Here is a 26101-nt window from a genome sequence, read left to right as displayed (position 1 = left end):
TGAAGGGATGCGGCGCATTAACGAGAGTAGAACTCAACGATTAATGCTTCGTTAATTTCTGATGGCAATTCGGAGCGTTCAGGTAAACGAGTATACGTGCCTTCAAGTTTTTCAGCATCCAATGTTAAATAATCTGGTACGAAGTTGTTCAATTCTAATGCTTCTTTAATGACTTGAAGGTTGCGAGATTTTTCGCGGACAGAAATCGTTTGGCCAGGTTTCACGCGATAAGATGGAATGTTTACACGGTTTCCGTCAACTAAAATATGGCCGTGCGTTACAAGCTGACGAGCTTGGCGGCGAGTACGCGCAAAGCCTAAACGGTAAACAAGGTTGTCTAAACGTGATTCTAAAAGAATCATAAAGTTTTCCCCGTGTTTACCAGGCATTTTGCCAGCTTCTTCAAACGTTTTGCGGAATTGACGTTCGTTTACGCCGTACATATGGCGAAGTTTTTGTTTTTCTTGCAATTGCAGACCATATTCCGAAAGTTTTCTGCGTTGACTTGGACCATGTTGACCTGGTGGGTAAGGACGTTTTTGCAACTCTTTACCTGTACCGCTTAAGGAGATTCCTAGGCGGCGAGAAATTTTCCACGTTGGACCTGTATAACGAGCCATTCAATGCTCCTCCTTTTGCTTTTATTTCGGGTAAAATAAAAGCAGGCGTGCGTCAACAATTATGGCCATTTTGTTTTCATGTATCCTCGCTCTAGCAGCTAAGAGTTACACGATACACCTCGTTATCGAGGAACAAAATGGAACCATAAAGGTGAGCACTAAGGCTGCTATATTTTACACAAAGGCTATTATATGACTTTTATAGGGCAAAGTCAATATTTTTATTTTCCTTATTTCGAGATAATATGATATAATAAAAGATGTAATTTTTTGAAAAGTTTTGTATATACTCCATTCTAAAACTAACTGGAATGAGAACATCAGTTTAGGTGAAAAGGGCGATGAAATTAGAAGAAGAAAAAGTGTACGGAGCCTTTAAACAAAAATTTTTTCATTGGTTTTTATCGTATGATGATTATGAGAATTTTTCCAATGTGATCACAGAATTGCTGTTACTACTCAAACAGGAGCTTATGATAAAGCAAGCTGCTTTTTTTGTGTTTGATCCTTTAAATAAATCGTTTTATCCGGAAGCAATCACGAAATCAGAAGAAAGTCACTCTCCTTTCTGTCATCAAATTCTGCCTGACAATATAAAAGCAATGGTAGATGATGAGCAGCAGACGATACAAATTCATGAAGATGAAAAGTATATAACCGCGCAAATTTTCCTTCGTCTTTCCGAGGAGTTAATCGGGATGTTGCAGCTAGTGTATGATCGCCAGCTTTTCATAAGCAGAAGGCTGCTAAAAAAAATCAAACAAGATTTTTCAACGCTTTTCCGAAAGTTCAGGATGATATCCCAAGGGCTTAGCGATGAAAAACGTTATGAACAGCTTCATCGGTTTGCCGCGAAAATTCATTCATCGATGAAGATTGATGATGTGCTCGAGGAAATTATTAACACTCTTAAGCAAGTATATCCGTCCTTTACATACTATTTGCTTTTGTCGCACGATAATCAGCATCACGGGCATTTGCCAATCAAACCGCTTGTTTTTGATGAAAGCGGCGAAAATATGGCAGCGATGCAGGCTTTTTTGACGGGGAGAATTCAGTTTGAAGACTCCATTTCGCTGCGTCGTTCCGTTTTGTATGCGCCGATTAAAGGAGCGCAGGGCGTTTACGGTGTTATTGAAATTATGGCCCCTTACATTATGGAGTTTCCAAAAAGGGAAATCAATTTTATTTCTTTGCTTGCCAATACGGCGGGAAGCGCGTTGGAAAATGCGAAATTGTATGAGCAATCCCGTCGTCTCGTTGCGGATTTACAGCTAATTAATGAAACGATACACCAGTTGAATGCAAATTTGCGTCTTCAAGATGCCATTGAATTTATGGTAAAGCAAATTAAGCAATCGTTTTGTGCGGATGAAGTCGGTTTTTTCTGGTTTGAAGGGAGGAAACGAAAGCTATTACCTGGGAGCACACCATTTTTTCAATCCTGTAAATCCAAAAAGTATATTGAATTTGTGGAAAAGAAAATGAAAACGGAAAAGGATATCGTCTTTGTTGGAGATGCAAAAATTCATGCTTCTCTTTCCGTTCCTGTCTACCACTCTCTAATGGCTGCTCCTATGGTTCAAAATGGGGAGCTAAAAGGAGTTACGATTGTTTTACATCGCGAACCATACCATTTTACGTTTGAAATGTTTAAACTGTTGCAGTCACTGATTCAACATTCCACCCTCGCATTTACGAATGCGATGTTAAGAGAAGAGCTTGAAAAGCACGTTGTTACGGACTATTTGACGAAATTGTATACAAGACGCTATTTAGATGAACAAATCAAAACATCGATGCTTCATGACGAATTTGGAACGTTTATTTTAGTCGATATTGATAATTTTAAACAAGTAAATGATACATATGGACATCAAATCGGGGATCATGTGCTCGTTCAGGTTGCCAACATCATTCGTTCCAATATTCGCGCTAGTGACATCGGCGCTCGTTGGGGCGGGGAGGAACTTGCCGTCTATTTGCCGAAAGTGTCATTAGCCGTAGGAATTTCGATTGCGCATCGTCTTGCTGAAAAAGTAAGAAAGGAAACACATCCTCCTGTAACGATTTCATGCGGCATTTCGTATTGGAAAAAAAATCGTCCCGAAGAAGCGAAAGATTTATTTAAACGGGCTGATGAGGCGCTTTATGCGGCGAAAAGAACAGGAAAGAATTGTATTTTTGTGAAAGATTATGTTCGTCAATATAAAGTGTAAAAAGGAATCCGTTCATTCGGATTCCTTTCTTCTCGATTATTGTTTTCTATCCTATAATGTCGCTATAATGACGTCGACGAACTTTTCCAAATATTTTTGATCTGTTTCATCAAAACGATTTTTGATCGGACTATCAATGTCTAGTACACCGATTACATTCCCATCTTTTATCATAGGCACGACAATTTCTGATTGCGATGCAGCATCACATGCAATGTGCCCTGGAAACAGATGAACGTCAGGAACGATGATGGTTTTTTTGTTTTTTGCGGCGGTGCCGCATACACCTTTGCCAAACGGAATGCGTACACAGGCCGGAAGCCCTTGAAACGGACCTAACACAAGCTCATCGTTTTCCGTTAAGTAGAAACCAACCCAATTGATTTGTTCGAAAAAATGATTTAATAAAGCGGAAGCGTTGGCTAAATTAGCGATGAAGTTTGATTCTCCTTCAATTAACGCGCGCAGCTGTTGAATGACAAGTTCGTAGTTTTCTTCCCGTGTTCCGTTATAAGCGACAGCATGAAACAATGTTTTTCCGCCTCCTTTGTCCATATGAGGATATTCTATGGTGGTTATAGAAACTTTGTCAATCGAAAAACGCTTCTTTTAGCATAACGTCCGTTCCTTGATGTAAATCGTTTGCGCTATGTGCGTCTGAACCATATATAATACGGATGTTTCGCTTCATTGCCTCGCGGATTACCCAGTTTGGCGGATACGGCTGCAAACAAAGCGGTTTTCTAGCACCTGCACCGTTATAGTCAAGCTCATAATCGCGGAGTTTTATTTCATCGAGAATCCGTAACAGCGGCTCCGTCATCGGTGAAGAACAAGGGAAGCGTTTTTGAAATTTATGGATAAGCGTCATATGGCCAATGCGTTTCGGTTTATACGGGCCAAGATTTGCGCGAATCGATTGCAAAACTGTGTCGTAATACGCATTGTACACATTGTCGATCGAGCCGAATAATGTTATGATATCGGCGAACATTTCAGGGCTGTAATCGATACAGACGTACTGTCCTTTGCAATAGAGAAAATGTACAGATAAAATGCCGTCATCTAACAACGGTCCGACATCTTCTAAAAATCGTGCTGTTTTTTCTTCGAAACCGAGAATAAAATCGACTTCAAGACCGATGTGGATGATAATATCATTTTGATAACGTGCTTTCAAATCGGTTAATGATGCGAAATAATGATCGATTTGTTCGCGACGCATTGCGCTATCTTGATATGGTGTCGGATCGGTAAATCCTTCCGGAAGCGGGGCATGCTCTGTAAAAGAAATTTCTTTATAGCCAAGCATAATGGCCCGTTCAACGTATTGTTCTAGTGAATCGCCGCTTCCGTGCGGACAAAACGGGGTATGGATGTGCCCGTCACGCAAAATGACTCACTCCTTCCTTAATATAAGAAAAATGAAGATTTCTGTGAAAAAAATAAAAAATTTGGTCAAAAAATGTCGTTAACATGGTATCATAAAAACATTGAAAAAACATTACGCAAATTTGCCTTCTCGGTTAACCTCATTTTCTTTTGTGACTAACTCGGGTGCAAGGGGGCTATTTCTTGATGGAAATCGCAGTTATCGTTCTACTCCTTCTTGGCGGAGTAATGATATATAATCATGTGTACCGAAAAAAAATGTATAGCGAAATTGATCGACTGGAAGCGTGGAAAATTTCGATTATGAATCGACCGGTGCCCGATGAGCTTTCGAAAGTAAAACAATTGAATATGACGGGAGAAACGGAACAATTGTTTGAGAAGTGGCGGCAAAAGTGGGACGATCTCGTAGCTGTTAAGTTGCCTGACGTGGAAGAAAAATTATTTGATACAGAAGAATTGCTTGATAAATATCGTTATGCAAAAGCAAAAGCGGTGTTGCGTGAAATCGATCAGCTGCTGCGTCAAGCGGAAGAGGAAGTTCAACTCATTATTGATGAAGTGCATGAATTGATCGGCAGTGAGGAGCAAAACCGTACTGAAATAGAAGAGTTAAGAACAATGTATCGTGAAGCGAAAAAAACGTTGTTGGCTTATCGGTATACGTTCGGAGTTGCAGCGGCAAAGCTAGATGAAAAATTAGAAGAGATCGAATCAAAATTTAAACAGTTTGAGGAATTAACAGCATCAGGAAACTACTTGGCTGCGCGGGAAATCGTTCTTTCATCAAAAGGGGAACTAAACAAAGTTACAGAGATGATGAGCGATATTCCAGAATTATTAACAGAGTGTCAAACAACGATTCCAGCCCAGCTGGAGGAGCTTTACGATGGATATAAAGAAATGAAGCAGGAAGGCTATATCCTTGATCATTTACAAATAGATCGGGAAATAGTGCAAAAGCGGGAAAAAATTGAACAGTGTATGCAAATGATTGGCGATTTGCAAGTAGAAGAAGCAAAACAAGGGATTACTGAAATAAAAGAAGAGATTGATACATTATACGATTTATTGGAAAAAGAAGTAATTTCCCATCACTACATAAAAACAGAAATGTCTCGTATTGAAGAAATGTTGAACGAGCTCAACGAAGAAGCGAAAGAAACAAGTGAAGAAACATTGTTTGTACAGCAAAGCTATCGGTTATCGACAAAAGATCTTGAAAAATATCGCAGCATTGAAAAACAAATCCATCAGTTAATGAAGCGTTTTGAAATCATTCAAGCCCGCATTTTAGAAGCGAAAACCGCTCATTCGCTTTTAAAAGAAGAATTAGAGCAGCTGTTGGCGCAAATAGAAATGATGAAAGAAGAGCATGAGGAGTTTCGCAAGATGTTGCAAACATTGCGAAAAGACGAGCTAGTTGCCCGCGAAAAACTAGATGAGATGAAGAAAAAGCTGTCGGAAGCAATGCGGCTTGTGCAAAAAAGCCGGTTGCCAGGGCTTCCAAAATCTTACGAATTGCAATTGTCGGAAGCAAAAGATAGTTTGATGAAAGTCGCGGTGCGTTTGGAGGAAAAACCGCTTAATATGTCTGCTGTCCATCAAGCGTTGGAGGAATCCGGAAACATGGTTCAGCGCGTATATGAACGGACGGTGGAAATGATTGAGCAAGCATCTCTTGTCGAAAAAGTGATTCAATATGGGAACCGCTACCGCCGTCGCTATCCTAGCGTAAAAGAAGGATTGGAAGAAGCCGAATTTCTATTTCGCCATTACGATTATGAACAGGCGCTGGAGCAAGCGGTAGCGGCTTTAGAAAAAGTGGAGCCTGGTGCGCTTCAACGCATTCAACAAATTTTTCGTGATGAACGTTCCAAGGAAGAATAAACGATTCGCAAGACCGATAAATATCACTGGATAGATAGAGATATTTATCGGTTTTTTTGCGAATAATGTAAGTATAATATGTTTCGGTTGATGTTTAACGGCTTTCTTTATTATAATTACTTACTAGTGTACAATTTGTTAACGATAATCGGAGGATGGACGTGATGATTTATTTAGATAACAGCGCAACAACAAAACCGTTTCCTGAAGTGGTGGATTCGTTTGTCACTGTGGCTACAAAGTATTTCGGAAATCCGTCCTCTCTTCACGAATTAGGAATGAAAGCGGAGCGGCTATTAACGCAAGCTCGTGAACAAATTGCCGCGTCATTGCAAGTCAAACCGAGCGAAATTATTTTTACATCTGGAGGAACGGAAGCAAATAATTTTGCCATAAAAGGAGTTGCCTTTCAATATCGCCATCGCGGCAATCATATTATCACGACGGCGATTGAGCATCCATCTGTATCAGAGGCTTGCCATCAATTGGAACAATTAGGATTTGAAGTGACATATTTACCGGTGAATGAAAATGGTGTCGTTACAGTTGAGCAAGTAAAAAAAGCGCTGCGCGATGATACGATTCTCGTTTCGATTATGCATGTCAATAATGAAGTTGGCGCTATTCAACCTGTAGAAGAGATTGGTGAGCTGCTTTCGAGCTATCCGAAAACGATTTTCCATGTCGACCGAGTGCAAGGAATCAGTAAAGTACCGCTTGATATGAAAAAAGCGCATATTGATTTATGTACAATGTCGGCTCATAAGTTTCATGGGCTGCGTGGTGCGGGAATTTTATACGTTCGCCAAGGAATTCAGCTTTCGCCGTTGTTAGCGGGCGGAGGGCAGGAAATGCAGCTCCGTTCTGGGACCGAAAATGTTCCGGCAATTGTAGCAATGGCAAAAGCGTTGCGGATGTCGTTAGAAAAATACGACAAACAAATCGATTATTTACTTGAAGTCAAGCAAGCTTGGCTCAATGAATTAAAAGAGATTCCCTTTATTCAAATAAATACGCCATTAGAGCATTCCGCCCCGCATATTATTAACTTTTCTTTAGATGGCATTAAACCGGAAGTGTTTGTTCATGAATTGGAAAAAAACGATATTTTTGTTTCCACTACATCGGCGTGTTCTTCGAAAAAGAAGGCGCCAAGTAAAACATTATTGGCGATGGGAATGGGGGACAAACGGGCGGAAAGCGGCATTCGCATTAGCCTTTCCTTTGAAAATACGCTCGAAGAAATTCCGATTGCTATCGCCGTGATGAAAAAGGCAATCGAAAAATTAAGAGAGGTAACGAGGTAATTGCTATGAAATATGACCGTATTTTAATTCGCTATGGAGAAATGACGACAAAAGGTCGAAATCGAAACTTGTTTGTTCGCCGTTTAAAAGATAATGTCGCTAAAAAACTTCATGCGTTTCCGAATATTAAAATCGAATATATGCGTGATCGCATGTACATTTTACTAAACGGAGAACCGCATGAACCGATTATTGACAAATTAAAAAATGTATTTGGCATTCATTCATTTAGTTTAGCAATGAAATGTCATAATGAATTGAACGAAATAAAAGAAACAGCATTGGCAGCTGTTAAGCAGCTTCCTCATGAAGGAAAAACGTTTAAAATAAGCGCTCGAAGAGTGGACAAGCAATTTCCGTATGGAAGCAGCGAGTTAAATTATGAAATTGGCGCTCATATTTTGCGCAATACAGACGGGTTAACGGTAAATGTACATGATCCTGATATCGATGTCCGCGTGGAAGTTCGCCAAGAAGGCACATATATCACGTGTCACGATATTCCAGGTCCCGGGGGCTTGCCGGTGGGATCGAGCGGCAAAGCAATGCTCATGCTTTCCGGTGGAATCGATAGCCCAGTTGCCGGGTATTTGGCAATGAAGCGCGGATTGGAAATAGAAGCGGTTCACTTTTTTAGTCCGCCGTTTACAAGCGATCGGGCAAAACAAAAAGTGATTGATTTAGTGAAAAAATTAACCACGTACGGAGGAAAAATAAAACTTCACATTGTTCCTTTTACAGAAGTGCAGCAAGCCATTTATACACAAGTGCCAAACGAATACTCGCTTATTTCAACAAGAAGAGCAATGCTAAAAATTACTGATGCGTTGCGTCAGCGGCATCGCGCACTTGCGATTGTGACAGGGGAAAGCCTTGGACAAGTTGCCAGCCAAACTCTAGAAAGCATGTTTGTCATTAATGATGTCACCACAACGCCGATTTTGCGGCCGCTTGTATCGATGGATAAAATAGAAATTATCGACATTGCTAAAAAAATTGACACACACGATATTTCGATTCTTCCATATGAAGATTGTTGTACCATTTTTACGCCAAGATCGCCAAAAACAAAACCAAAAAAAGAAAAAGTGGTTCATTATGAAAGTTTTGTTGATTTACAACCATTAATAGAGAAGGCGATCGCAAATACGGAAACGATGGTCATCGACGAACATTCCGCAACGGAAGATGAGTTTGAACAGTTATTCTAAATCCCGAAATTTACCAATGAGATAAATGCATGAAGCCATATGTTTTCACACATTCTATAGGTACAAGGAGGTGAAAACATATGGCACGCAACAACAATTCGAATCAATTGCTTGTTCCAGGAGCACAACAAGCTCTTGAACAAATGAAATACGAAATCGCTCAAGAATTTGGCGTAAAATTAGGCGCTGATACTACTTCTCGCGCTAACGGTTCTGTTGGGGGAGAAATCACAAAACGCCTTGTTGCTATGGCGCAACAACAATTAGGCGGTACTCAACAACAATTTTAATTGAATATATATGGCTACGAAGGCGGGTTTATCCCGCCTTTTATTATTTTTTAAAAATATTCAAAATATATAAATTATTTTGTATAATGTAAGTAGCATGCGCTAAATTGGCACCTATCATATTGTAAAGGGGAGTTGGAGAAAATGAAGCGGGAAAATTTCATCGCGCCGGAACGCTATAATTTAACGTCTGAGATCGAAAAACATGCGATGGTTAATCCGAATAAGCTTGCTTTAAAATGGGAAAATGAACAAGGGGAAACACGGGAGATTACATATGGCGATTTAATCAAACACGCCAATCAAATTGGAAACGCTTTATTAAAACGTGGGCTTGAAAAAGGGGATAAAGTGCTTGTTATGGTGCCCCGCTTAATTGAAGCGTATGAAGTATATTTAGGAACATTAAAAGCGGGGCTGGTAGTCATTCCGAGTTCGGAAATGCTCCGCACAAAAGATCTGCAATACCGTATTTCCCATGGTGAGGTAAAAGCGATTATTGCGTATGAGCCATATGTGGATCAATTTGAACCGATCGGAAACATTGACCATATTATGAAATTCGTTGTCGGAAAGACGAAACCGAGCGGTTGGATCAATTTAGAGGAAGCGATGAAGGCAGAAAGCGATGAGCTTGTTGCTGCTGACACATCCCGTGATGATATGGCGTTTTTATCCTATACATCGGGAACGACCGGAAATCCGAAAGGGGTCGTTCATTCGCACGGGTGGGGGTATGCGCATTTGCGCATCGCTGCGAAAAATTGGTTATGCATCGAAGAAAATGATCTTGTCTGGGCGACTGCCGGTCCAGGATGGCAAAAATGGATTTGGAGCCCGTTTTTATCAACGCTCGGTTCAGGCGCCACTGGGTTTGTGTATTATGGCCGGTTTGATCCAGAAAAATATTTACAGCTTTTAAGCAAGTACGAAGTAAATGTGCTTTGCTGCACGCCGACGGAGTATCGGCTAATGGCAAAAGTGCCAAATATCGGCGATTATAAGCTTCCGCATCTCCGCAGCGCCGTATCAGCCGGAGAGCCGCTTAACAGGGAAGTGATTGATACGTTTGAAAAATATTTCAACATTCAAGTCCGGGATGGATATGGACAAACGGAAAATACATTGCTTGTCGGCGTTATGAAAGGTATGAAGATCAAACCAGGCTCCATGGGCAAACCGACGCCGGGAAACATCGTTGAGATTATCAATGAAAACGGGGAACCTTGCGCCGTCGGCGAAGTTGGCGATATCGCCGTCCACGTCGACACTCCAACGCTGTTTAAGTATTACTATAAAGATCCGGAAAGAACGGCGATGCAATTCCGCGGTGATTATTATATTACAGGGGATAAAGCGAGAAAAGATGAAGATGGGTATTTTTGGTTTGAAGGGCGTGGAGATGATATTATCATTAGCTCCGGTTATACAATCGGACCGTTTGAAGTAGAAGACGCCCTTGTCAAGCACCCTGCGGTAAAAGAGTGTGCTGTCGTCGCTAGTCCAGATGAAATACGCGGTTATGTTGTGAAAGCGTTTGTTGTTCTTCGCGAAGGAGTAGATAAAAATGATCCGGCGCTGATTCCAAAGCTGCAGGAGCATGTCAAACAGCTGACCGCACCGTATAAATACCCGCGTAAAATTGAATTTGTCGATGATTTGCCGAAAACGCCGTCAGGAAAAATCCGTCGCGTGGAGCTGCGCGAACGCGAGATGCGCCTTGCAAAGCAGCAATAAAAAAGTAAAAAAAGGACTGTTTCAAACAGGAAACAGTCCTTTTTTGCTCTTAAACGGCATTGTGGGCGAAAGACTGTCTCCAGACTGACTTGTCTTATCAAAAAGCTAAATCACAACAAAAGCAAGAACACCCCAGCGGGCGAAGAACGGTTTACTTCCAGAGAGAGTTTTCTTATAAAAACACTCGTTTTACTTTGTCCCAGAAAGAATTGTCTTTTAAACGGACGGTTTTAATCACTCTGTCGCTTAAGATGACATCAATTTTTTCAATATGTTGAATGCTTAATGCTTCATTATCTAAACCAATGATTGGAAAATGGCTTGTTTCATCGGACATTTTTAAAGTTAATTTTCGCTCTCCGCTTAAAATAAACGATGAACCGAGCGTCCGGTAACGGTTATTATTGAGTGAAGCTAACTCGCTTACTTGAAAGCAAGGAAGAAGCGGATCAACGACAGCGCCGTTTACCGATTTATTATATGCCGTACTTCCTGTCGGTGTCGAAATGATGATTCCATCTCCACGAAACGTTTCAAAGTGCAGGTCGTCAATAAATACGTCCATCGTTAATGTTTTAATAATTTGCGAGCGAATGGAACATTCGTTTAAACAGAAAAATGAAGCGGTGCCATCAATGGTAACTTGAATAATTGGATATTTTCTTACTTCCAGCTGTAAATTTTTTATTGATTCTGCCATATGATCAATGTCATCAATTTGAAAGTCGCAGTAAAACCCGCGTGACGGAAGTGTGGAAATCCCGACATATAAGCAATCGTTGCGAAATCCTGTTTGACGCACCGCTTGTAAAAACGAGCCATCGTCCCCGATGCTGACGATGATATTCGCTTTTTTATGATCATCGACTACCACAAACGGACCTTGTTTTGCAAGCGTGATCAGCGGTTCTACACGTTTCATCAGTTGTTCATCACGCTTATAAAAAAAATAAAGATGATTGCGCTCGTCTGCCATTTAAAACCCTCCCATTGTCTCGTTGTCATATTTTAGTCAATTGGTAATTATGGTACAATAAGTGAAGTATACATAATTTAGTGTAACACTTTTACACGAAATCTAAAAATAAGTTGTTTTCATAGGGGGAAGAATGATGAATCGAAAGCGATGGATTGCGTTATTGATTGCTGTTGTATTATTTGTTTTTTCCGCCTTAGTAAACGTTATTACTACACTGTTAACAAGCGATGTGGAAAAATGGTCGGGAAATTGGCTTGCATTAGTGCAGAATGAGTTCAGCGAAGAGGTTCTTGAAGATGGCGATGAATTGCAAAAAATCGTTGTTCTTGAAGTAAATGGAGTCATTCAAGATGTAGGAGATACGGGGGCGCTATTTGCTGCAGCAGGATATGATCATCAATCATTTTTGCGAATGATTGAGCAAGCAAAAAATGACGATACGGTAAAAGCGATTGTGCTAAGAGTAAATTCACCTGGGGGCGGCGTCGTGGAAAGCGCGGAGATTCACGACCAACTGCTGGAGCTAAAAAAAGAAACGAAGAAACCAATTTACGTTTCAATGGGATCGATGGCAGCTTCGGGAGGATACTATATTTCGACGGCAGGGGATAAAATTTTCGCAAGTCCTGAAACGATTACCGGTTCGCTGGGGGTGATTATGCAAAGTTTAAACTATGAAGGACTTGCTAAAAAGTATGGAGTAAAGCTTGTCACGATCAAAAGCGGACCGTATAAAGACATTATGAATCCGACAAGGGAAATGACGGAAGAAGAAAAGAAAATATTGCAGCAACTAATTCAAAATTCTTATGAGGGATTTGTGAAAGTGATTTCCGAAGGCAGACATCTTCCGGAAAGCGAAGTTCGAAAAATTGCCGATGGGCGAATTTATGATGGAAGACAGGCAAAACAATTGCATTTGATTGACGAATTTGGTTATTTGGACGATACGATCGCCGCATTAAAAAAAGACCATCGTTTGTCGGACGCGCAAGTGGTGAAATATACGAATGAATTTTCGTTTGGCTCCTTATTTCAAATGGCGTTCAATCAAAACACAACGCCAAAGCATGAAGCAACCGAATTAATAAAATTGCTTTCTAACCCTTCTTCACCGCGCTTAATGTATTTATATGCTGAATAAAGGAAGTGGAAAAATGACCGAAAAGTATCTGCCAGTTCCTGTAGAGGCAAGAAATGAAACATATGCAAATGTATCTTCTCATGTACGATATGCTGGGTTTTGGATGCGATTTTGGGCATATTTGCTCGATTTGCTTGTTGTCTCCAGTTTAAACCGTTTGCTTATTTTTCCGTTCTTTCATCTGTTGGATATTTCTGTTGATCGGACGAATATGTTTGCGCCAGCAACGATTGCTACGACCTTGACATTTTATGCATATTTTGTATTGATGACAAAATTCTTTCAACAAACGTTAGGAAAAATGGTGTTTGGATTAAAAGTGATTGATGAGTCTGGAAAGCCGTTAACATGGACGACCGTGTTATTTCGTGAAGTGATCGGGAAGTTTATTGCGAAAACGATTTTGTTTATCGGATTTCTTTTTGTCGCTTTTTCAGAAAAGAAAAAAGGGATGCACGACCAGTTTGCTGATACACTTGTCATTCATGAATAAACCTGTCATATTGGCAGGTTTATTTTTTTACGCACATGGTGACAATGGTATGTTGAAGGGGAGTGCTGATGTTGAAAATTGCGGTAAGTATAGTTGTCGCTCTTTTTCTATTGATTTTTGTTTTATCGGTGATGAAGTTGTCGATTACAATTCTTTTTCAACATGCACAAGATGATGATGAATGGAAAATTACGTTTCGAACATTATTTGGGATTATTCGATATACGATACATATACCATTAGTAAAAATAGAAACAGAGTCGCCAGGTATCGTCATTGTTCATAACAAAACGGTAAAAAATATTTCCGAAAGCAAGCCAAACCGAAGCAAGTATACGCTAGAGGATATTATCGATAGCTTTCAGAAAGCAAAGGAGTTTGTCAGACATGTCGTACGACTGAATGCAATTATAAAAAAATTCCTTCGTCATATATCCATTACGAAATTCGAATGGCAGACGAAAATCGGAACAGGAGATGCAGCGGCAACAGGGATGATTGTCGGATTAGGATGGTCGTTGAAATATAGTTTGGTTGCATTATTTAGCAAATATATGAAACTACAAACGTCACCTTGTTTAATGATTACTCCATCTTTTCATGAAGCAATTTCCGAAACGAAATTCGTATGTATGATTCATTTTCGAATCGGGCATGCTATGTTAGCAGGAATACGAGTTGTGAAATATTGGCGTGACTATCATTTGTCAGAAATAAAAACATTTGTCACCCAGCAAACAAATGAAAGCTACTAGGAGGAATCTTGCATGAGCAATCATCCAATTCAAGGGCTTATGACAACAGCGATGGAAAATTTAAAACAAATGATTGATGTCAATACAATTATCGGTGATCCGGTCGAAACGCCAGACGGAAGTATCATTTTAACGGTGTCCAAAGTAGGTTTTGGATTTGCGGCGGGTGGTAGTGAATTTATGATGGATGGCAATGGCGCTAGTCAACAACAGGCTAGTGAGCATCCATTTGGCGGCGGAAGCGGCGGCGGTGTTTCCATTACGCCTATTGCCTTTTTGATCGTTAACTCTTCGGGAGTAAAACTGCTTCATCTTGACGAAAGCACTCATTTATATGAAAAGATATTGGATGTGGCACCGCAGGCGATTGAGAAAATTCAAGAGATGTTAAAGAAAAATAAAAAGGATTCGCCAACAGAAAAACACGATTTTGATATTTGATAAGTTGAAACCATTGAAATTTTTTGGTATTCCCTTTATGATGACAGTAGTACATATTTTAAGGGGGGAAGACCAATGGCGCAAGTTACATTTAAAGGACAACCGGTAACATTAGTTGGTAATGAAGTGAAAGTGGGAGACAAAGCACCTGATTTTAAAGTATTGGCTAACGATTTATCGGAAGTCACGCTCGCTGATACGAAAGGCCACGTCCGCTTGATCAGTGTTGTTCCGTCGCTGGATACAGGCGTTTGTGATGCGCAAACACGCCGGTTTAATGAAGAAGCAGCAAAATTGGATAATGTGAAAGTATTGACGATTAGCGTTGATTTGCCGTTTGCGCAAAAACGCTGGTGCGGGGCGGCAGGTGTGGAAAACGTACAAGTTCTTTCTGACCATCGCGATGTTTCCTTTGGGCAAGCGTACGGCGTGCTGATTAAAGAATTGCGTTTACTGGCACGCGCGGTGTTTGTCATTGACAGCAACGATATTGTAACATATGTGGAATATGTGCCGGAAGTAACAAATCATCCGAACTACGAAGCGGCCATCGAAGCGGCAAAAGCAGCAAAATAACCGAAAAGACCTCGACTTGTTCGAGGTCTTTCCTATTTTATCGACACAGGCTTGCGATCGGCAAATGTTCGTTTATCCTTCTTGCTATTGGATTGTGCACATCGTACAATAAAATATTGGACACTTACGGAAAGGTGGAGGAACAATGGCAACTCCAGTAGAACGTTTGTTTACATTATTTGATGAAACAGCCAAAATTTTGCAAGATGAATTACAATGCACCTATTTAGAAGCGGTGGCAGAAACGGGAGAAAATGTGTTTCACGGCGATGTTCTTCAAGAAGAAGTGAGCGAAGTCAACGCGAAACGTCTCAAAAAACAATATGCCGACATTCAACTCGAACGGTTTACGAATGAAGAAATAAGAAAAGCATTTCAGCTTGCGGTGTTAAAAGGAATGAAGGAATATACACAACCGCATCATCAAATGACCCCGGATGCGGTTAGTTTATTTATAAGCTATTTAGTCAATCAATTTACTCGCCAACATCTGGCGCTTACCATTCTTGATCCTGCCGTCGGTACCGCGAATTTGCTGACAACGGTGCTTAACCATCTTAAAGGGAAGCAAACGAAAAGTTACGGTGTGGATGTGGACGATGTATTAATCAAGCTGGCATATGTGAACGCGAATTTGCAAAAACACGCGATTCAGCTTTTTAATCAAGATGGGCTGCAGCCGCTATTTGTAGAGCTTGCAGATGTAGTCGTGTGTGATTTGCCTGTCGGTTATTATCCACATAAAGAAAATGCTTCTCGCTTTGCATTAAAGGCGGAAGAAGGACATTCATACGCCCATCATTTGTTCATTGAACAAAGCTTGTATTATACAAAAGAAGGCGGCTACTTGTTTTTCTTAATTCCAAATACATTATTTTCAAGTGACCAAGCGGCAAAATTGCATGAATTTATTAAAGAGCATGCGGTTATTCAAGGATTGTTGCAACTGCCGCTATCGATGTTTAAAACAGAACAAGCAGCAAAAAGCATTTTTATTTTGCAAAAGAAAGGAGAAAACGTAAAAGCACCGAAAAAAGCGTTGTTAGCGGAACTTCCCCGTTTCTCCAATAAACAGGCGATGCAGGCGATGATGAGAAAAATTGATGAATGGGTTACAGAAGAAAAAGGGAAGTAAAACAGTTCCTGTGATAAGTGGGAACTGTTTTTATTTTCGGAAGATAGTAATTATTTTTATTTTCGAAAGATAAAAATATAGGCTTGTCACCAAATTATCACAAATAATTTGCTTGAAAGGGTGGATGAACAATCATACAATGAAAAAGTATAGTGAAATAATTAAAAACCGAACAAAATAACGATAGCGATAAATTAAAGGAGTTGTTTGAAATATGTCCAAAATTTTAGCGATTAACGCGGGTAGTTCATCCTTAAAGTTTCAATTATTTGAGATGCCGAACGAAACCGTTCTAACGAAAGGAATCGTGGAACGAATCGGTTTTGACGATGCGATTTTTACAATTACGGTCAACGGTGAAAAAATCCAAGAAGTGACAGCGATTCCAAACCACGCGGTAGCTGTGAAAATGCTGCTTGACAAGCTAATCAGCCACGGTATTATTCGTTCGTTTGAAGAAATTGACGGAATTGGTCATCGCGTTGTGCATGGCGGGGAGAAATTCAGTGATTCCGTGCTGATTACTGATGAAGTATTAAAGCAAATTGAAGAAGTATCTGAGCTTGCTCCGCTTCATAATCCGGCAAACATCATCGGTATTAAAGCATTTCAAGAAGTATTGCCAAATGTGCCTGCCGTGGCGGTGTTTGATACGGCTTTTCATCAAACGATGCCGGAGCAGTCGTTTTTATACAGCCTTCCATATGAGTACTATACGAAATTTGGCATTCGCAAATACGGGTTCCATGGTACGTCTCATAAGTATGTAACACAACGTGCTGCCGAATTGCTTGGCCGCCCGATTGAACAGCTTCGCCTCATTTCTTGCCATCTTGGAAATGGTGCCAGCATCGCGGCAGTAGAAGGAGGAAAATCGATCGATACGTCCATGGGCTTTACGCCGCTCGCTGGTGTAGCAATGGGAACGCGTTCAGGGAACATTGACCCAGCCCTTATCCCTTACATTATGCAAAAAACGGGAATGACTGCGGATGAAGTGCTTGAAGTATTAAATAAGAAAAGCGGAATGCTTGGAATTTCCGGTCTTTCTAGCGATTTGCGCGACCTTGAAAAAGCTGCGGCAGAAGGAAATAAACGTGCTGAGCTGGCGCTTGAAGTATTTGCTAATCGCATTCATAAATATATCGGTTCTTATGCGGCGCGCATGTGCGGTGTAGATGCGATCATTTTCACGGCTGGAATTGGCGAAAACAGTGAAGTGATCCGTGCGAAAGTCTTGCGCGGCCTTGAATTTATGGGAGTATACTGGGATCCTGCATTAAATAAAGTGCGCGGCAAAGAGGCGTTCATTAGCTATCCACACTCCCCGGTAAAAGTGTTAGTCATCCCGACGAACGAAGAAGTCATGATTGCACGGGATGTTGTCAGACTGGCGAATATTGGTTAATATGGAATAAAAGCAGCCTTTTATGAAGGCTGCTTTTTTATAAAAAATTTTAATCAAATAGGTGATCGATATGAGCGTTACGGAACATAAAAAAGAAGCACCGCACATCGTCCGCTGTAAAGTCATTACGATTAGTGACACAAGGACAAAAGACACGGATAAGAGCGGAAAATTAATGATGGATTTATTAAAAGAAGCTGGTCATGAAGTTGTCAGTTATGAAATCGTAAAAGATGAAAAAGAAGCGATTCGAGAGGCGATTTTGCACGGATGCGAACAGACAAATATTGATGTGGTGCTAACAAACGGCGGCACAGGCATCGCTAAACGGGATGTGACCATTGAAACAGTAAAAGAAATCATCGAAAAAGAAATCGTTGGCTTTGGCGAGTTGTTTCGCATGTTAAGCTACACGGAAGATATCGGTTCAGCCGCGATATTATCGAGGGCGATTGCCGGCGTAGCGAACGATACAGCGATTTTTTCCACCCCAGGGTCGTCGGGAGCGGTGCGCCTTGCGATGACAAAATTGATTTTGCCGGAGCTTGGCCATGTGGTGCGGGAAATAAGGAAAGATTTACGATGAAAGCAAAAAAGTGTCCGTTCAAGGAATCGGACACTTTTTTGCCTGATTAGGTGTTTTTTTGTTTTTCGACTTCTTGATTGCGTAGGATAAATCGCTGGATTTTTCCACTAGGCGTCTTAGGCAGTTCCGTTACGAATTCCACTTCGCGAGGGTATTCGTGTTTTGATAAACGGTTTTTCACGAATAATGATAATTCTTGCGCTAGTTCGTCTGATGGAGTAAATCCATCTGCCAATACGACGAAGGCTTTGACGATTTCCCCTTTTAACGGATCTGGTTTTCCAACGGCCGCTGCTTCCACTACCGCTGGATGTTCGATGAGACAGCTCTCTATTTCAAAAGGCCCGATGCGATATCCGGCACTAGAGATGATGTCATCGGCCCTGCCTTGGAACCAAAAGTATCCGTCCGCGTCTTTCGTTGCCAAGTCTCCAGTGAGGAACCAATTTCCCATCAATCTCTCCGCCGTTTTTTCAGGATCTTTCCAATAACCTTTGAACACGTTTGGAATGGAATTCGTGTTAAAAGCAATTTGTCCAACATTTCCGTCCTCTACCGGAACGCCTTCTTCGCTGAGCAGCGCGACTTCAAATCCCGGCAGCACCCATCCCATCGAACCAGGGCGTATCTCCATGTCAACCGCGTTGAAATTGCCGATCAGCATTAACGTTTCCGATAGCCCATATTGGTCGTGGACAGTAACCCCTAAATGTTTTTGGAAAAAGCGGATCACTTCCGGATTAAGCGGTTCTCCCGCGGAACTCATTGCCCGCACGCGGATATTGTATTTATTGATTAATTCTGCTCCTGCTGCGACCATCGCGCGATAAGCGGTCGGTGCGTAAGCGAAATTCGTTACATGATATTTTTCCATAAGAGAATAGTACGTTTCTGGTTTAAACGGTCCTTCGTAAAAGACGATTGGCACGCCAAAGCACATTGGCGCAAATGTGCAAAAGATCAGCCCGTAAGCCCATCCCGGATCGGCTCCTCCTAAAAATACATCATCATCCCGTAAATCGATGGCGTATCGCATATAAGGATATATGTTAATGAGCAAGTTGTGCGACCACATGGCTCCTTTAGGCATCCCCGTCGATCCGGATGTGTATTGGATAGCTAGTAAATCGTCCACAGTTGTTTCTTCGGTCTGATGATCGACAGACTCTTTTGAAAGCGTTTCCCAAAATGATAAATCGTTATGGTCATTTGTTTCATCAATGACAAAAATATGCTCTAATGTTGGCATTTTTTCTCTTGGAGGTAATTTTGAACGTTGTTCTTTATTCGTCAAAATCACTTTTGCTTCAGAATGATTAATCCGATATTCAATCGCCTGTGGACCAAACGCTGTAAATAATGGAACATAAACCGCGCCAACTTTCCAAGCAGCTAAAATATAAACGACCAGAGCAGGATTTTTAGGCAGAAGAGCGCAAACTCTATCTCCTTTTTTTACTCCAAGTTTGCGAAATACATTCGCCATTTGGTTCGACCAATCCCGCAATTCTCGATAGGTGATGGCTCGCTTTTCCCCTAAATGGTTTTCGTAAAACAGAGCAATGCGAGTTGGATCTTCTGCATAGCGGTCACATACTTCATGAGCGACATTGAAACGTTCACGTGGATTCCAGTCGTAATGTTGAAACACGGTCTCCCAAGAAAAAGAAGTGGTTAATGAAGAATGGGACGTTTTATTTGGCATTTATACCCCTCCACTGTTGTAAAAGGTAGAATCAATATCAATAATAATTGCAAAAGAAAAAATATTCAATATATTATTTAAAAATAAAATAGTATATTGTATCCAGAGGCAAAAAAAGAAGGAGCATTTTTCTGCCATCTTTTCGCTCCTTCATTGTTTTATTGATGAGCGCGCATCGATACCGTTTGATTCATCCGATACCAAATCCATAAATCGTTGATGATCGAGGCGAGTTCGGCTATTTCCGAATTTAACCGGCATGATCGCTCAAAATCGTTTTCATCACTCAACTGATCTTGTTTTTCGTTAATAATTTTTTCTAATTCGGCAATACGGTCGGGAATGGTTCCACGAATATTTTCCCATCGCAGCAAAATTGCGTGTTGTTCGTCTTCGCTATAATCCTCCCAGTCTTTTTCAAGTTTCGGCAATGGAATGCCAAGACGTTGATCATAAATGAAATATTGCTCCATGCTTCTCCCTCGCTTTCCCTTATTTTCTATTTTATAAAAAAGAACAGAAAGAACCAACTTTCAGTATTTTTATACTTTTTTATGAATAACTATTGAAAAACCTTATAAAAACTGATAAAGTGATAATATACTTAGTGAATATTTATTTATGTACAAGTATATTTATGTGAAAGGGAAGGGGAATACAATATGACGAATCCGAAACTTGTGCTGGCGTATTCCGGTGGTTTAGATACATCTGTTGCGATTAAGTGGCTGCAAGAGCGAGGTTATGATGTCATTGCTTGCTGTTTAGACCTTGGAGAAGGAAAAGATCTTGATTTCGTGAAAGAAAAAGCGTTAAAAGTCGGAGCGATTAAGTCATATGTTATTGATGTCAAGGAAGAATTTGCTGATGAATATGCGCTTATTGCATTGCAGGCACATGCGCTTTATGAAGGAAAATATCCGCTTGTCTCCGCCTTATCGCGCCCGCTTATTGCGAAAAAATTAGTGGAAATTGCGGAATTGGAAGGGGCGGTTGCTGTTGCGCATGGATGTACAGGAAAAGGAAACGACCAAGTTCGCTTTGAAGTATCCATTAAAGCGCTAAATCCAAATTTGGAAGTGATCGCGCCGGTTCGCGAATGGAGCTGGTCGCGTGAAGAGGAAATCGAGTATGCGAAAAAACATGGCATTCCGATTCCAGTCGATCTAGACAGTCCGTTTTCGATTGACCAAAACTTATGGGGCAGAAGCAACGAGTGCGGTATTTTAGAAGACCCTTGGGCGGCTCCGCCGGAAGAAGCATACGAATTAACGGCAGCGTTGGAGAATACACCGGATGTGCCGGAAATCATTGAAATCGGTTTTGAACAAGGCGTGCCGAAGACATTAAACGGCAAGCCGTATTCGCTCGCTTCGCTAATTTTGGAGTTAAACGCCATTGCCGGAAAACATGGGGTTGGACGCATCGACCATGTCGAAAACCGCCTAGTCGGCATTAAATCGCGCGAAGTGTATGAATGTCCTGGAGCGATGACGTTAATTAAGGCGCATAAAGAATTAGAAGACTTAACACTTGTAAAGGAAGTAGCGCATTTTAAACCGATTATCGAGCAAAAATTAGCGGAAGTCATTTACAACGGTTTGTGGTTCTCACCAATTAAAGACGCGCTTGTCGCTTTCTTAAAAGAAACGCAAAAGAACGTAACTGGCGTGGTGCGTGTGAAGCTGTTTAAAGGGCATGCGATTATCGAAGGGCGCAAATCAGAGTTCTCCTTATACGACGAAAAGCTTGCGACATATACGGCGGATGACCAATTTGATCATCAAGCGGCCGTTGGCTTTATTTCCTTGTACGGATTGCCAACGAAAGTATACAGCATCGTCAACAATCAAAAGAAGGTGAACGTGTGAAAAAGCTTTGGGGAGGACGTTTTAAGAAAACAGCGGAAGAGTGGGTCGACGAGTTTGGCGCGTCGATCCCATTCGACCAAGAGTTAGTCGAAGAAGACATAGAGGGCAGCATCGCTCATGCAACGATGCTTGGCAAATGCGGAATTTTGCCAAGTGAGGATGTGGAGAAAATCAAGGCCGGACTGTTTACGCTGCTAGAAAAAGCGAAACAAGGCAAGCTCGAATTTTCTGTTGCCTACGAGGATATTCATTTAAATATTGAAAAAATGCTTATTGATGAAATTGGCCCTGTCGGTGGAAAACTGCACACAGGAAGAAGCCGCAACGACCAAGTGGCAACCGATATGCATTTATATTTGCGCAAACGCGTAACGGAAATCATCGCGCTTATTCAAGAATTGCAAAAGGTGCTTGTCGAAAAAGCGGAGGAGCACGTGGAAACAATTGTACCGGGATATACACATTTGCAGCGGGCGCAGCCGATTTCGTTTGCCCATCATTTGCTTGCGTATTTTTGGATGCTTGAACGCGACCGCGAGCGATTCCGTGAATCATTAAAGCGCATTAATAAATCACCGCTCGGGGCAGGAGCGCTCGCTGGAACAACGTTTCCAATTGACCGTCATTTGACCGCGGAGCTTCTTGGCTTTGACGGCATCTACGAAAACAGTATCGATGCGGTGAGCGACCGTGATTTTATCATTGAATTTTTAAGCAACAGCTCCATGCTGATGATGCATTTATCACGTTTTTGCGAGGAGCTTATTCTTTGGTCAAGCCAAGAGTTTCAATTTATTGAAATTGACGATGCGTTCGCCACAGGAAGCAGCATTATGCCGCAAAAGAAAAATCCGGACATGGCAGAATTAATTCGCGGAAAAACGGGACGGGTATACGGAAATTTATTAGCGCTTTTGACAGTGATGAAAGGAACGCCGCTTGCGTACAACAAAGATATGCAAGAAGATAAAGAAGGCATGTTCGATACGGTGAAAACGGTCACTGGATCGCTGAAAATCTTCGCTGGTATGATTAAAACGATGAAAGTAAACGTCGATGTTATGGAAAAAGCGACAAAACAAGATTTTTCGAATGCAACGGAGCTTGCCGACTACTTAGCCAACAAAGGGGTACCATTCCGCGAGGCGCATGAGATTGTTGGCAAACTCGTGCTAATTTGTATTGAAAAAGGCGTATTTTTAGCCGATTTGCCGCTGGATGTCTATAAGGAAGCGTCACCGTTGTTTGAAGAAGATATATATGAAGCGCTTAAGCCATACACCGCTGTTAACCGCCGCAATAGCGCGGGCGGAACAGGTTTTTCCGAAGTAAGAAAAGCGTTGGAAAAAGCTAAAAAAATAGTGAACACTCCGTAGCGGATGCTGCGGAGTGTTTTTCTTTATTCTTTTTCGGTTCGCACGACAAGCACATCGCACTTCGCATAGCGGGTGATATGTTCAGAAACGCTTCCAATTAACAGGCGTTCGACTGCGTTTAATCCTGTTGCTCCACAGATGATCAAATCAGCTTTATATTTTTGCGCTATATCTTTAGCGATTTTTACTTTTGGGGAGCCAAATTCAATGTCGATGACCACATCGTTTAATCCAGCGTCCAACGCTTGTTGTTGGTAACCGTTTAAAAGCTCTTTTGCGTATTCTTCAGACCGTTTAACAGCGGTGCTGTCATATAATTCAAATGGGGCGGCAAAGCTCCGTAAATCAATGACGTGAGAAAGAATAAGTTTCGCATTATTACGTTTAGCAATTTGGATCGCTTTTTTGAATGCCCATTCCGCTTCTTTGGAACCATCAATGGCAACAACAATCGTCTTATACGTCATTGTCATTGTTCTCCACTCCCTTTGGATAAAAGTGCTATCTCTATTATTAGTATACCTGCTACAAGTAATGAGAAACTACCATATGTATGATATTTCTATGAACGAGGAGGGATATAATTATGGAAAAAAACTATAGAAAAGATTTCGATTATGATGAAGATGCAGTAAAAATGGTTAGCGAGCAAATTATGGATGCATATCATAGCGGGGTTGTTGATCGTGATGAACTTCACTATAATCCAAAGCGTGAAGTTGGTGAATAATTTCCACTACATCATGGTGTTTATGCGCCATGATGATTTTTTTTAAGCGAGATGGATGCGTTTAGACATATCTTTATAGTAAAGTAAAGACAGGAAGTTGTTAAGGTGAGGAGGAGTAGATGTGCGACATGCCCTCATCACAGCCGGAGCGAAAGGGCTGGGGAGAAAAGTAACGGAACTGTTGTTAGAAAAAGGATATTCGGTAACCGTCAATTATCGAAGTGATGAAACAGCGGTACAATCACTGCAAGAAAAGTATGCCCATCTAAAAGAGCGGCTTCAATTTGTTCGCGGTGACGTCACAAAAAAAGAGGATTTATCTGCGCTTGTGGACGCGGCGTTAGATCGGTTTGGGCGGATTGATTTTTTAATTAATAACGCAGGGCCGTATATTTTTGAGCGAAAAAAATTAGCTGATTATACAGAAGATGAGTGGTACGAAATGATTGAAGGAAATTTAAGTGCGGTATTTCATTTATTGAAAAAAACGATTCCAGTGATGAGAAAACAACGATTTGGCCGCATTATTACATATGGTTTTCAAGGTGCGGCAGGAGCGCCGGGATGGCCGAACCGATCCGCGTTCAGTGCCGCAAAAGTCGGGTTAGTGTCATTAACGAAAACAATCGCGCTAGAAGAAGCGGAATATGGCATTACAGCTAATATGGTTTGCCCAGGCAATATTGTTGGAGAGATGAAAGAAGCGACGATCGCCTATTCACGTACAATAAAAGACAATGAGACACCAATTGGGCGCTCGGGAACAGGGGAAGATATCGCTCGTGTTGTTGCTTTCTTATGCGAAGAAGATTCAGACATGATTACAGGAGCGATCATCGATGTGACAGGAGGAGTAAATGTTATTCATCGATACTGGACATAAGCGCATTTTTCCAAAAATCACCTTGCTCGATGCAGTGGGGTGATTTTTCTGTTTTTCTATGTTCCATTGGATGTGAAAAAAACATTTGATAGATAAAAGTGATCGTTTATTTAAGTGAAAATAGGAGAAAGATAAGTAATGATGATCTCACCTTTTATTAACAAAATAATATGTTATAGTAAGCAAATGAGCTAGGAGGAATTCGTTGCAATGAAAATCGGTGTTCCAAAAGAGATAAAAAATAACGAAAACAGAGTAGCGATCACACCGGCCGGAGTAATGACATTAGTGAAAGCAGGACATGAGGTATATATAGAAAAAGGAGCGGGGCTTGGTTCAGGATTTTTCGATGAAGAATATGAAAAAGCAGGAGCAACGATTGTTTCATCGGCGCAAGAAGCGTGGTCGGCCGAAATGGTCATGAAAGTGAAAGAGCCGCTTCCACAAGAGTATTCTTACTTTCGCGAAGGTCTTATTTTATTTACGTATTTACATTTAGCGGCGGAAGAAGCGCTAACGAAAGAATTAATCGAAAAAAAAGTAGTCGGAATTGCTTACGAAACGGTGCAGTTGCCAAATGGCTCGCTTCCATTATTAACTCCAATGAGTGAAGTGGCGGGGCGAATGTCCGTACAAGTGGGAGCGCAGTTTTTAGAAAAACCACATGGCGGGAAAGGAATTTTATTAGGAAGTGTACCAGGAGTGCGCCGCGGAAAAGTAACGATTATCGGCGGCGGGGTTGCTGGAACCAATGCGGCGAAGATGGCAGTTGGTCTTGGAGCGGAAGTGACGATTTTAGATATTAATCCAGATCGGCTCCGCGAGCTCGACGATTTATTTGGGGATCGTGTGACGACGTTAATGTCAAATTCGTATAATATTGCCGAATCAGTGCAACAGTCTGATTTAGTGATTGGTGCGGTGTTAATTCCAGGAGCGAAAGCGCCAAAACTTGTCACAGAAGAAATGATTCGTTCGATGTCACCAGGTTCTGTTCTTGTGGATATTGCTATTGATCAAGGAGGAATTTTTGAAACGACCGATCGCGTTACAACCCATGATGATCCAATCTATGTGAAACATGGAGTTGTTCATTACGCAGTAGCGAATATGCCTGGTGCGGTGCCAAGAACGTCAACATTTGCGCTGACAAACGTTACCGTACCTTACGCGCTGCAAATCGCTAATAAAGGATATCGAGAAGCTTGTTTGCAAAACGAAGCGTTGTTGAAAGGAATTAATACGTTGAACGGTTATATTACGTATGAGGCGGTAGCGCAGGCACATGGATTGCCTTATAAAGATGCGAAAACATTGCTGCAACAATCATAATCTTGTTTTCGACAAAAAGAG

Annotated in this window: 26 protein-coding genes; 19 read left to right on the top strand and 7 right to left on the bottom strand. The window is 41.3% G+C overall.

Annotated features, from left to right (window positions below):
• Window positions 1-17: 17 nt before the first annotated feature.
• Window positions 18-620: a 30S ribosomal protein S4 gene (gene rpsD / locus B9L23_RS16235; RefSeq protein ID WP_015864821.1), complete on the bottom strand. Its 603-nt coding sequence runs from the start codon at window positions 618-620 to the stop codon at window positions 18-20.
• 341 nt (window positions 621-961) lie between these two features.
• Here rpsD and B9L23_RS16230 point away from each other — a divergent pair, with 341 nt between their 5' ends.
• Window positions 962-2839: a sensor domain-containing diguanylate cyclase gene (locus B9L23_RS16230; RefSeq protein ID WP_089098019.1), complete on the top strand. Its 1878-nt coding sequence runs from the start codon at window positions 962-964 to the stop codon at window positions 2837-2839.
• Between the two features lie 51 nt (window positions 2840-2890).
• On the opposite strand, the gene B9L23_RS16225 is transcribed toward B9L23_RS16230, so the two are convergent.
• Complete coding sequence (locus B9L23_RS16225) at window positions 2891-3370, bottom strand: GAF domain-containing protein (RefSeq protein WP_015864819.1); 480 nt, start codon at window positions 3368-3370, stop codon at window positions 2891-2893.
• A gap of 58 nt (window positions 3371-3428) precedes the next feature.
• A complete protein-coding gene (hisJ, locus tag B9L23_RS16220; RefSeq protein ID WP_081188732.1) occupies window positions 3429-4232 on the bottom strand; it encodes a histidinol-phosphatase HisJ in 804 nt (267 codons plus the stop codon).
• 185 nt (window positions 4233-4417) lie between these two features.
• Between hisJ and ezrA the strand changes: the two genes are divergently transcribed.
• The 5 genes from ezrA (at window position 4418) to mbcS (ending at window position 10666) form a co-directional block, all read left to right on the top strand.
• The gene (ezrA, locus tag B9L23_RS16215) at window positions 4418-6121 is read left to right on the top strand and encodes a septation ring formation regulator EzrA (RefSeq protein WP_062754986.1); all 1704 of its coding nucleotides are present in this window, start codon (window positions 4418-4420) and stop codon (window positions 6119-6121) included.
• A gap of 164 nt (window positions 6122-6285) precedes the next feature.
• Entirely contained in the window at window positions 6286-7428 is a 1143-nt protein-coding gene (locus tag B9L23_RS16210) for a cysteine desulfurase family protein (protein WP_015864816.1), read from the top strand.
• Window positions 7429-7433: 5 nt separating this feature from the next.
• On the top strand, window positions 7434-8639 hold the full coding sequence (thiI, locus tag B9L23_RS16205) for a tRNA uracil 4-sulfurtransferase ThiI (RefSeq protein WP_062679247.1): 1206 nt from the start codon (window positions 7434-7436) through the stop codon (window positions 8637-8639).
• Window positions 8640-8719: 80 nt separating this feature from the next.
• A complete protein-coding gene (locus B9L23_RS16200) occupies window positions 8720-8929 on the top strand; it encodes an alpha/beta-type small acid-soluble spore protein (protein ID WP_015864814.1) in 210 nt (69 codons plus the stop codon).
• Window positions 8930-9073: 144 nt separating this feature from the next.
• Window positions 9074-10666 carry an acyl-CoA synthetase MbcS gene (mbcS, locus tag B9L23_RS16195; RefSeq protein WP_089098018.1) on the top strand — a complete coding sequence of 531 codons (1593 nt, stop codon included), beginning with the start codon at window positions 9074-9076 and terminating at the stop codon, window positions 10664-10666.
• A gap of 172 nt (window positions 10667-10838) precedes the next feature.
• On the opposite strand, the gene B9L23_RS16190 is transcribed toward mbcS, so the two are convergent.
• A complete protein-coding gene (locus tag B9L23_RS16190) occupies window positions 10839-11642 on the bottom strand; it encodes an NAD kinase (RefSeq protein ID WP_089098017.1) in 804 nt (267 codons plus the stop codon).
• A gap of 136 nt (window positions 11643-11778) precedes the next feature.
• Here B9L23_RS16190 and sppA point away from each other — a divergent pair, with 136 nt between their 5' ends.
• The 8 genes from sppA to B9L23_RS16150 all read left to right on the top strand — a co-directional run bounded on the left by sppA (window position 11779) and on the right by B9L23_RS16150 (window position 18183).
• A complete protein-coding gene (sppA, locus tag B9L23_RS16185) occupies window positions 11779-12789 on the top strand; it encodes a signal peptide peptidase SppA (RefSeq protein WP_081188729.1) in 1011 nt (336 codons plus the stop codon).
• Between the two features lie 13 nt (window positions 12790-12802).
• A complete protein-coding gene (locus tag B9L23_RS16180) occupies window positions 12803-13282 on the top strand; it encodes an RDD family protein (RefSeq protein ID WP_062754976.1) in 480 nt (159 codons plus the stop codon).
• Window positions 13283-13350: 68 nt separating this feature from the next.
• Complete coding sequence (locus B9L23_RS16175) at window positions 13351-14037, top strand: DUF2953 domain-containing protein (RefSeq protein WP_081188728.1); 687 nt, start codon at window positions 13351-13353, stop codon at window positions 14035-14037.
• A 12-nt stretch (window positions 14038-14049) separates the two neighbouring features.
• Window positions 14050-14478: a GerW family sporulation protein gene (ytfJ, locus tag B9L23_RS16170; protein WP_015864808.1), complete on the top strand. Its 429-nt coding sequence runs from the start codon at window positions 14050-14052 to the stop codon at window positions 14476-14478.
• 75 nt (window positions 14479-14553) lie between these two features.
• Entirely contained in the window at window positions 14554-15054 is a 501-nt protein-coding gene (gene tpx, locus B9L23_RS16165; RefSeq protein WP_015864807.1) for a thiol peroxidase, read from the top strand.
• Between the two features lie 145 nt (window positions 15055-15199).
• Window positions 15200-16189 carry a class I SAM-dependent methyltransferase gene (locus B9L23_RS16160; protein WP_015864806.1) on the top strand — a complete coding sequence of 330 codons (990 nt, stop codon included), beginning with the start codon at window positions 15200-15202 and terminating at the stop codon, window positions 16187-16189.
• Between the two features lie 214 nt (window positions 16190-16403).
• Window positions 16404-17597 carry an acetate kinase gene (locus B9L23_RS16155; protein ID WP_062754972.1) on the top strand — a complete coding sequence of 398 codons (1194 nt, stop codon included), beginning with the start codon at window positions 16404-16406 and terminating at the stop codon, window positions 17595-17597.
• A 70-nt stretch (window positions 17598-17667) separates the two neighbouring features.
• Window positions 17668-18183 carry a MogA/MoaB family molybdenum cofactor biosynthesis protein gene (locus tag B9L23_RS16150; protein ID WP_062679240.1) on the top strand — a complete coding sequence of 172 codons (516 nt, stop codon included), beginning with the start codon at window positions 17668-17670 and terminating at the stop codon, window positions 18181-18183.
• Window positions 18184-18229: 46 nt separating this feature from the next.
• On the opposite strand, the gene B9L23_RS16145 is transcribed toward B9L23_RS16150, so the two are convergent.
• On the bottom strand, window positions 18230-19888 hold the full coding sequence (locus tag B9L23_RS16145; protein WP_081188727.1) for an acetate--CoA ligase: 1659 nt from the start codon (window positions 19886-19888) through the stop codon (window positions 18230-18232).
• 158 nt (window positions 19889-20046) lie between these two features.
• Window positions 20047-20361 (bottom strand): hypothetical protein, encoded by a 315-nt coding sequence (locus tag B9L23_RS16140; RefSeq protein ID WP_015864803.1) that lies wholly within the window; start codon window positions 20359-20361, stop codon window positions 20047-20049.
• Between the two features lie 189 nt (window positions 20362-20550).
• On the opposite strand from B9L23_RS16140, the gene B9L23_RS16135 reads away from it, so the two are divergent.
• The gene (locus B9L23_RS16135; protein WP_015864802.1) at window positions 20551-21759 is read left to right on the top strand and encodes an argininosuccinate synthase; all 1209 of its coding nucleotides are present in this window, start codon (window positions 20551-20553) and stop codon (window positions 21757-21759) included.
• Entirely contained in the window at window positions 21756-23135 is a 1380-nt protein-coding gene (argH, locus tag B9L23_RS16130; protein ID WP_015864801.1) for an argininosuccinate lyase, read from the top strand. Before B9L23_RS16135 ends, argH begins: the two co-directional genes overlap by 4 nt.
• A gap of 23 nt (window positions 23136-23158) precedes the next feature.
• On the opposite strand, the gene B9L23_RS16125 is transcribed toward argH, so the two are convergent.
• A complete protein-coding gene (locus B9L23_RS16125; RefSeq protein WP_062754966.1) occupies window positions 23159-23608 on the bottom strand; it encodes a universal stress protein in 450 nt (149 codons plus the stop codon).
• A 113-nt stretch (window positions 23609-23721) separates the two neighbouring features.
• Here B9L23_RS16125 and B9L23_RS20605 point away from each other — a divergent pair, with 113 nt between their 5' ends.
• The 3 genes from B9L23_RS20605 (at window position 23722) to ald (ending at window position 26080) form a co-directional block, all read left to right on the top strand.
• A complete protein-coding gene (locus tag B9L23_RS20605; RefSeq protein ID WP_015864799.1) occupies window positions 23722-23865 on the top strand; it encodes a hypothetical protein in 144 nt (47 codons plus the stop codon).
• Window positions 23866-23986: 121 nt separating this feature from the next.
• Window positions 23987-24748 carry an SDR family oxidoreductase gene (locus B9L23_RS16120; RefSeq protein WP_015864798.1) on the top strand — a complete coding sequence of 254 codons (762 nt, stop codon included), beginning with the start codon at window positions 23987-23989 and terminating at the stop codon, window positions 24746-24748.
• A 210-nt stretch (window positions 24749-24958) separates the two neighbouring features.
• Window positions 24959-26080, top strand: coding sequence for an alanine dehydrogenase (ald, locus tag B9L23_RS16115; RefSeq protein WP_062679238.1), 1122 nt, complete (start codon window positions 24959-24961; stop codon window positions 26078-26080).
• Window positions 26081-26101 lie beyond the last annotated feature (21 nt).

Origin of the sequence: Parageobacillus galactosidasius, from assembly GCF_002217735.1 — a bacterium.
GTDB classification, from domain to species: domain Bacteria; phylum Bacillota; class Bacilli; order Bacillales; family Anoxybacillaceae; genus Parageobacillus_B; species Parageobacillus_B toebii.
Note: the sequence above shows the minus strand (reverse complement) of the source record. Positions and strands in the feature narration are given on the sequence as shown.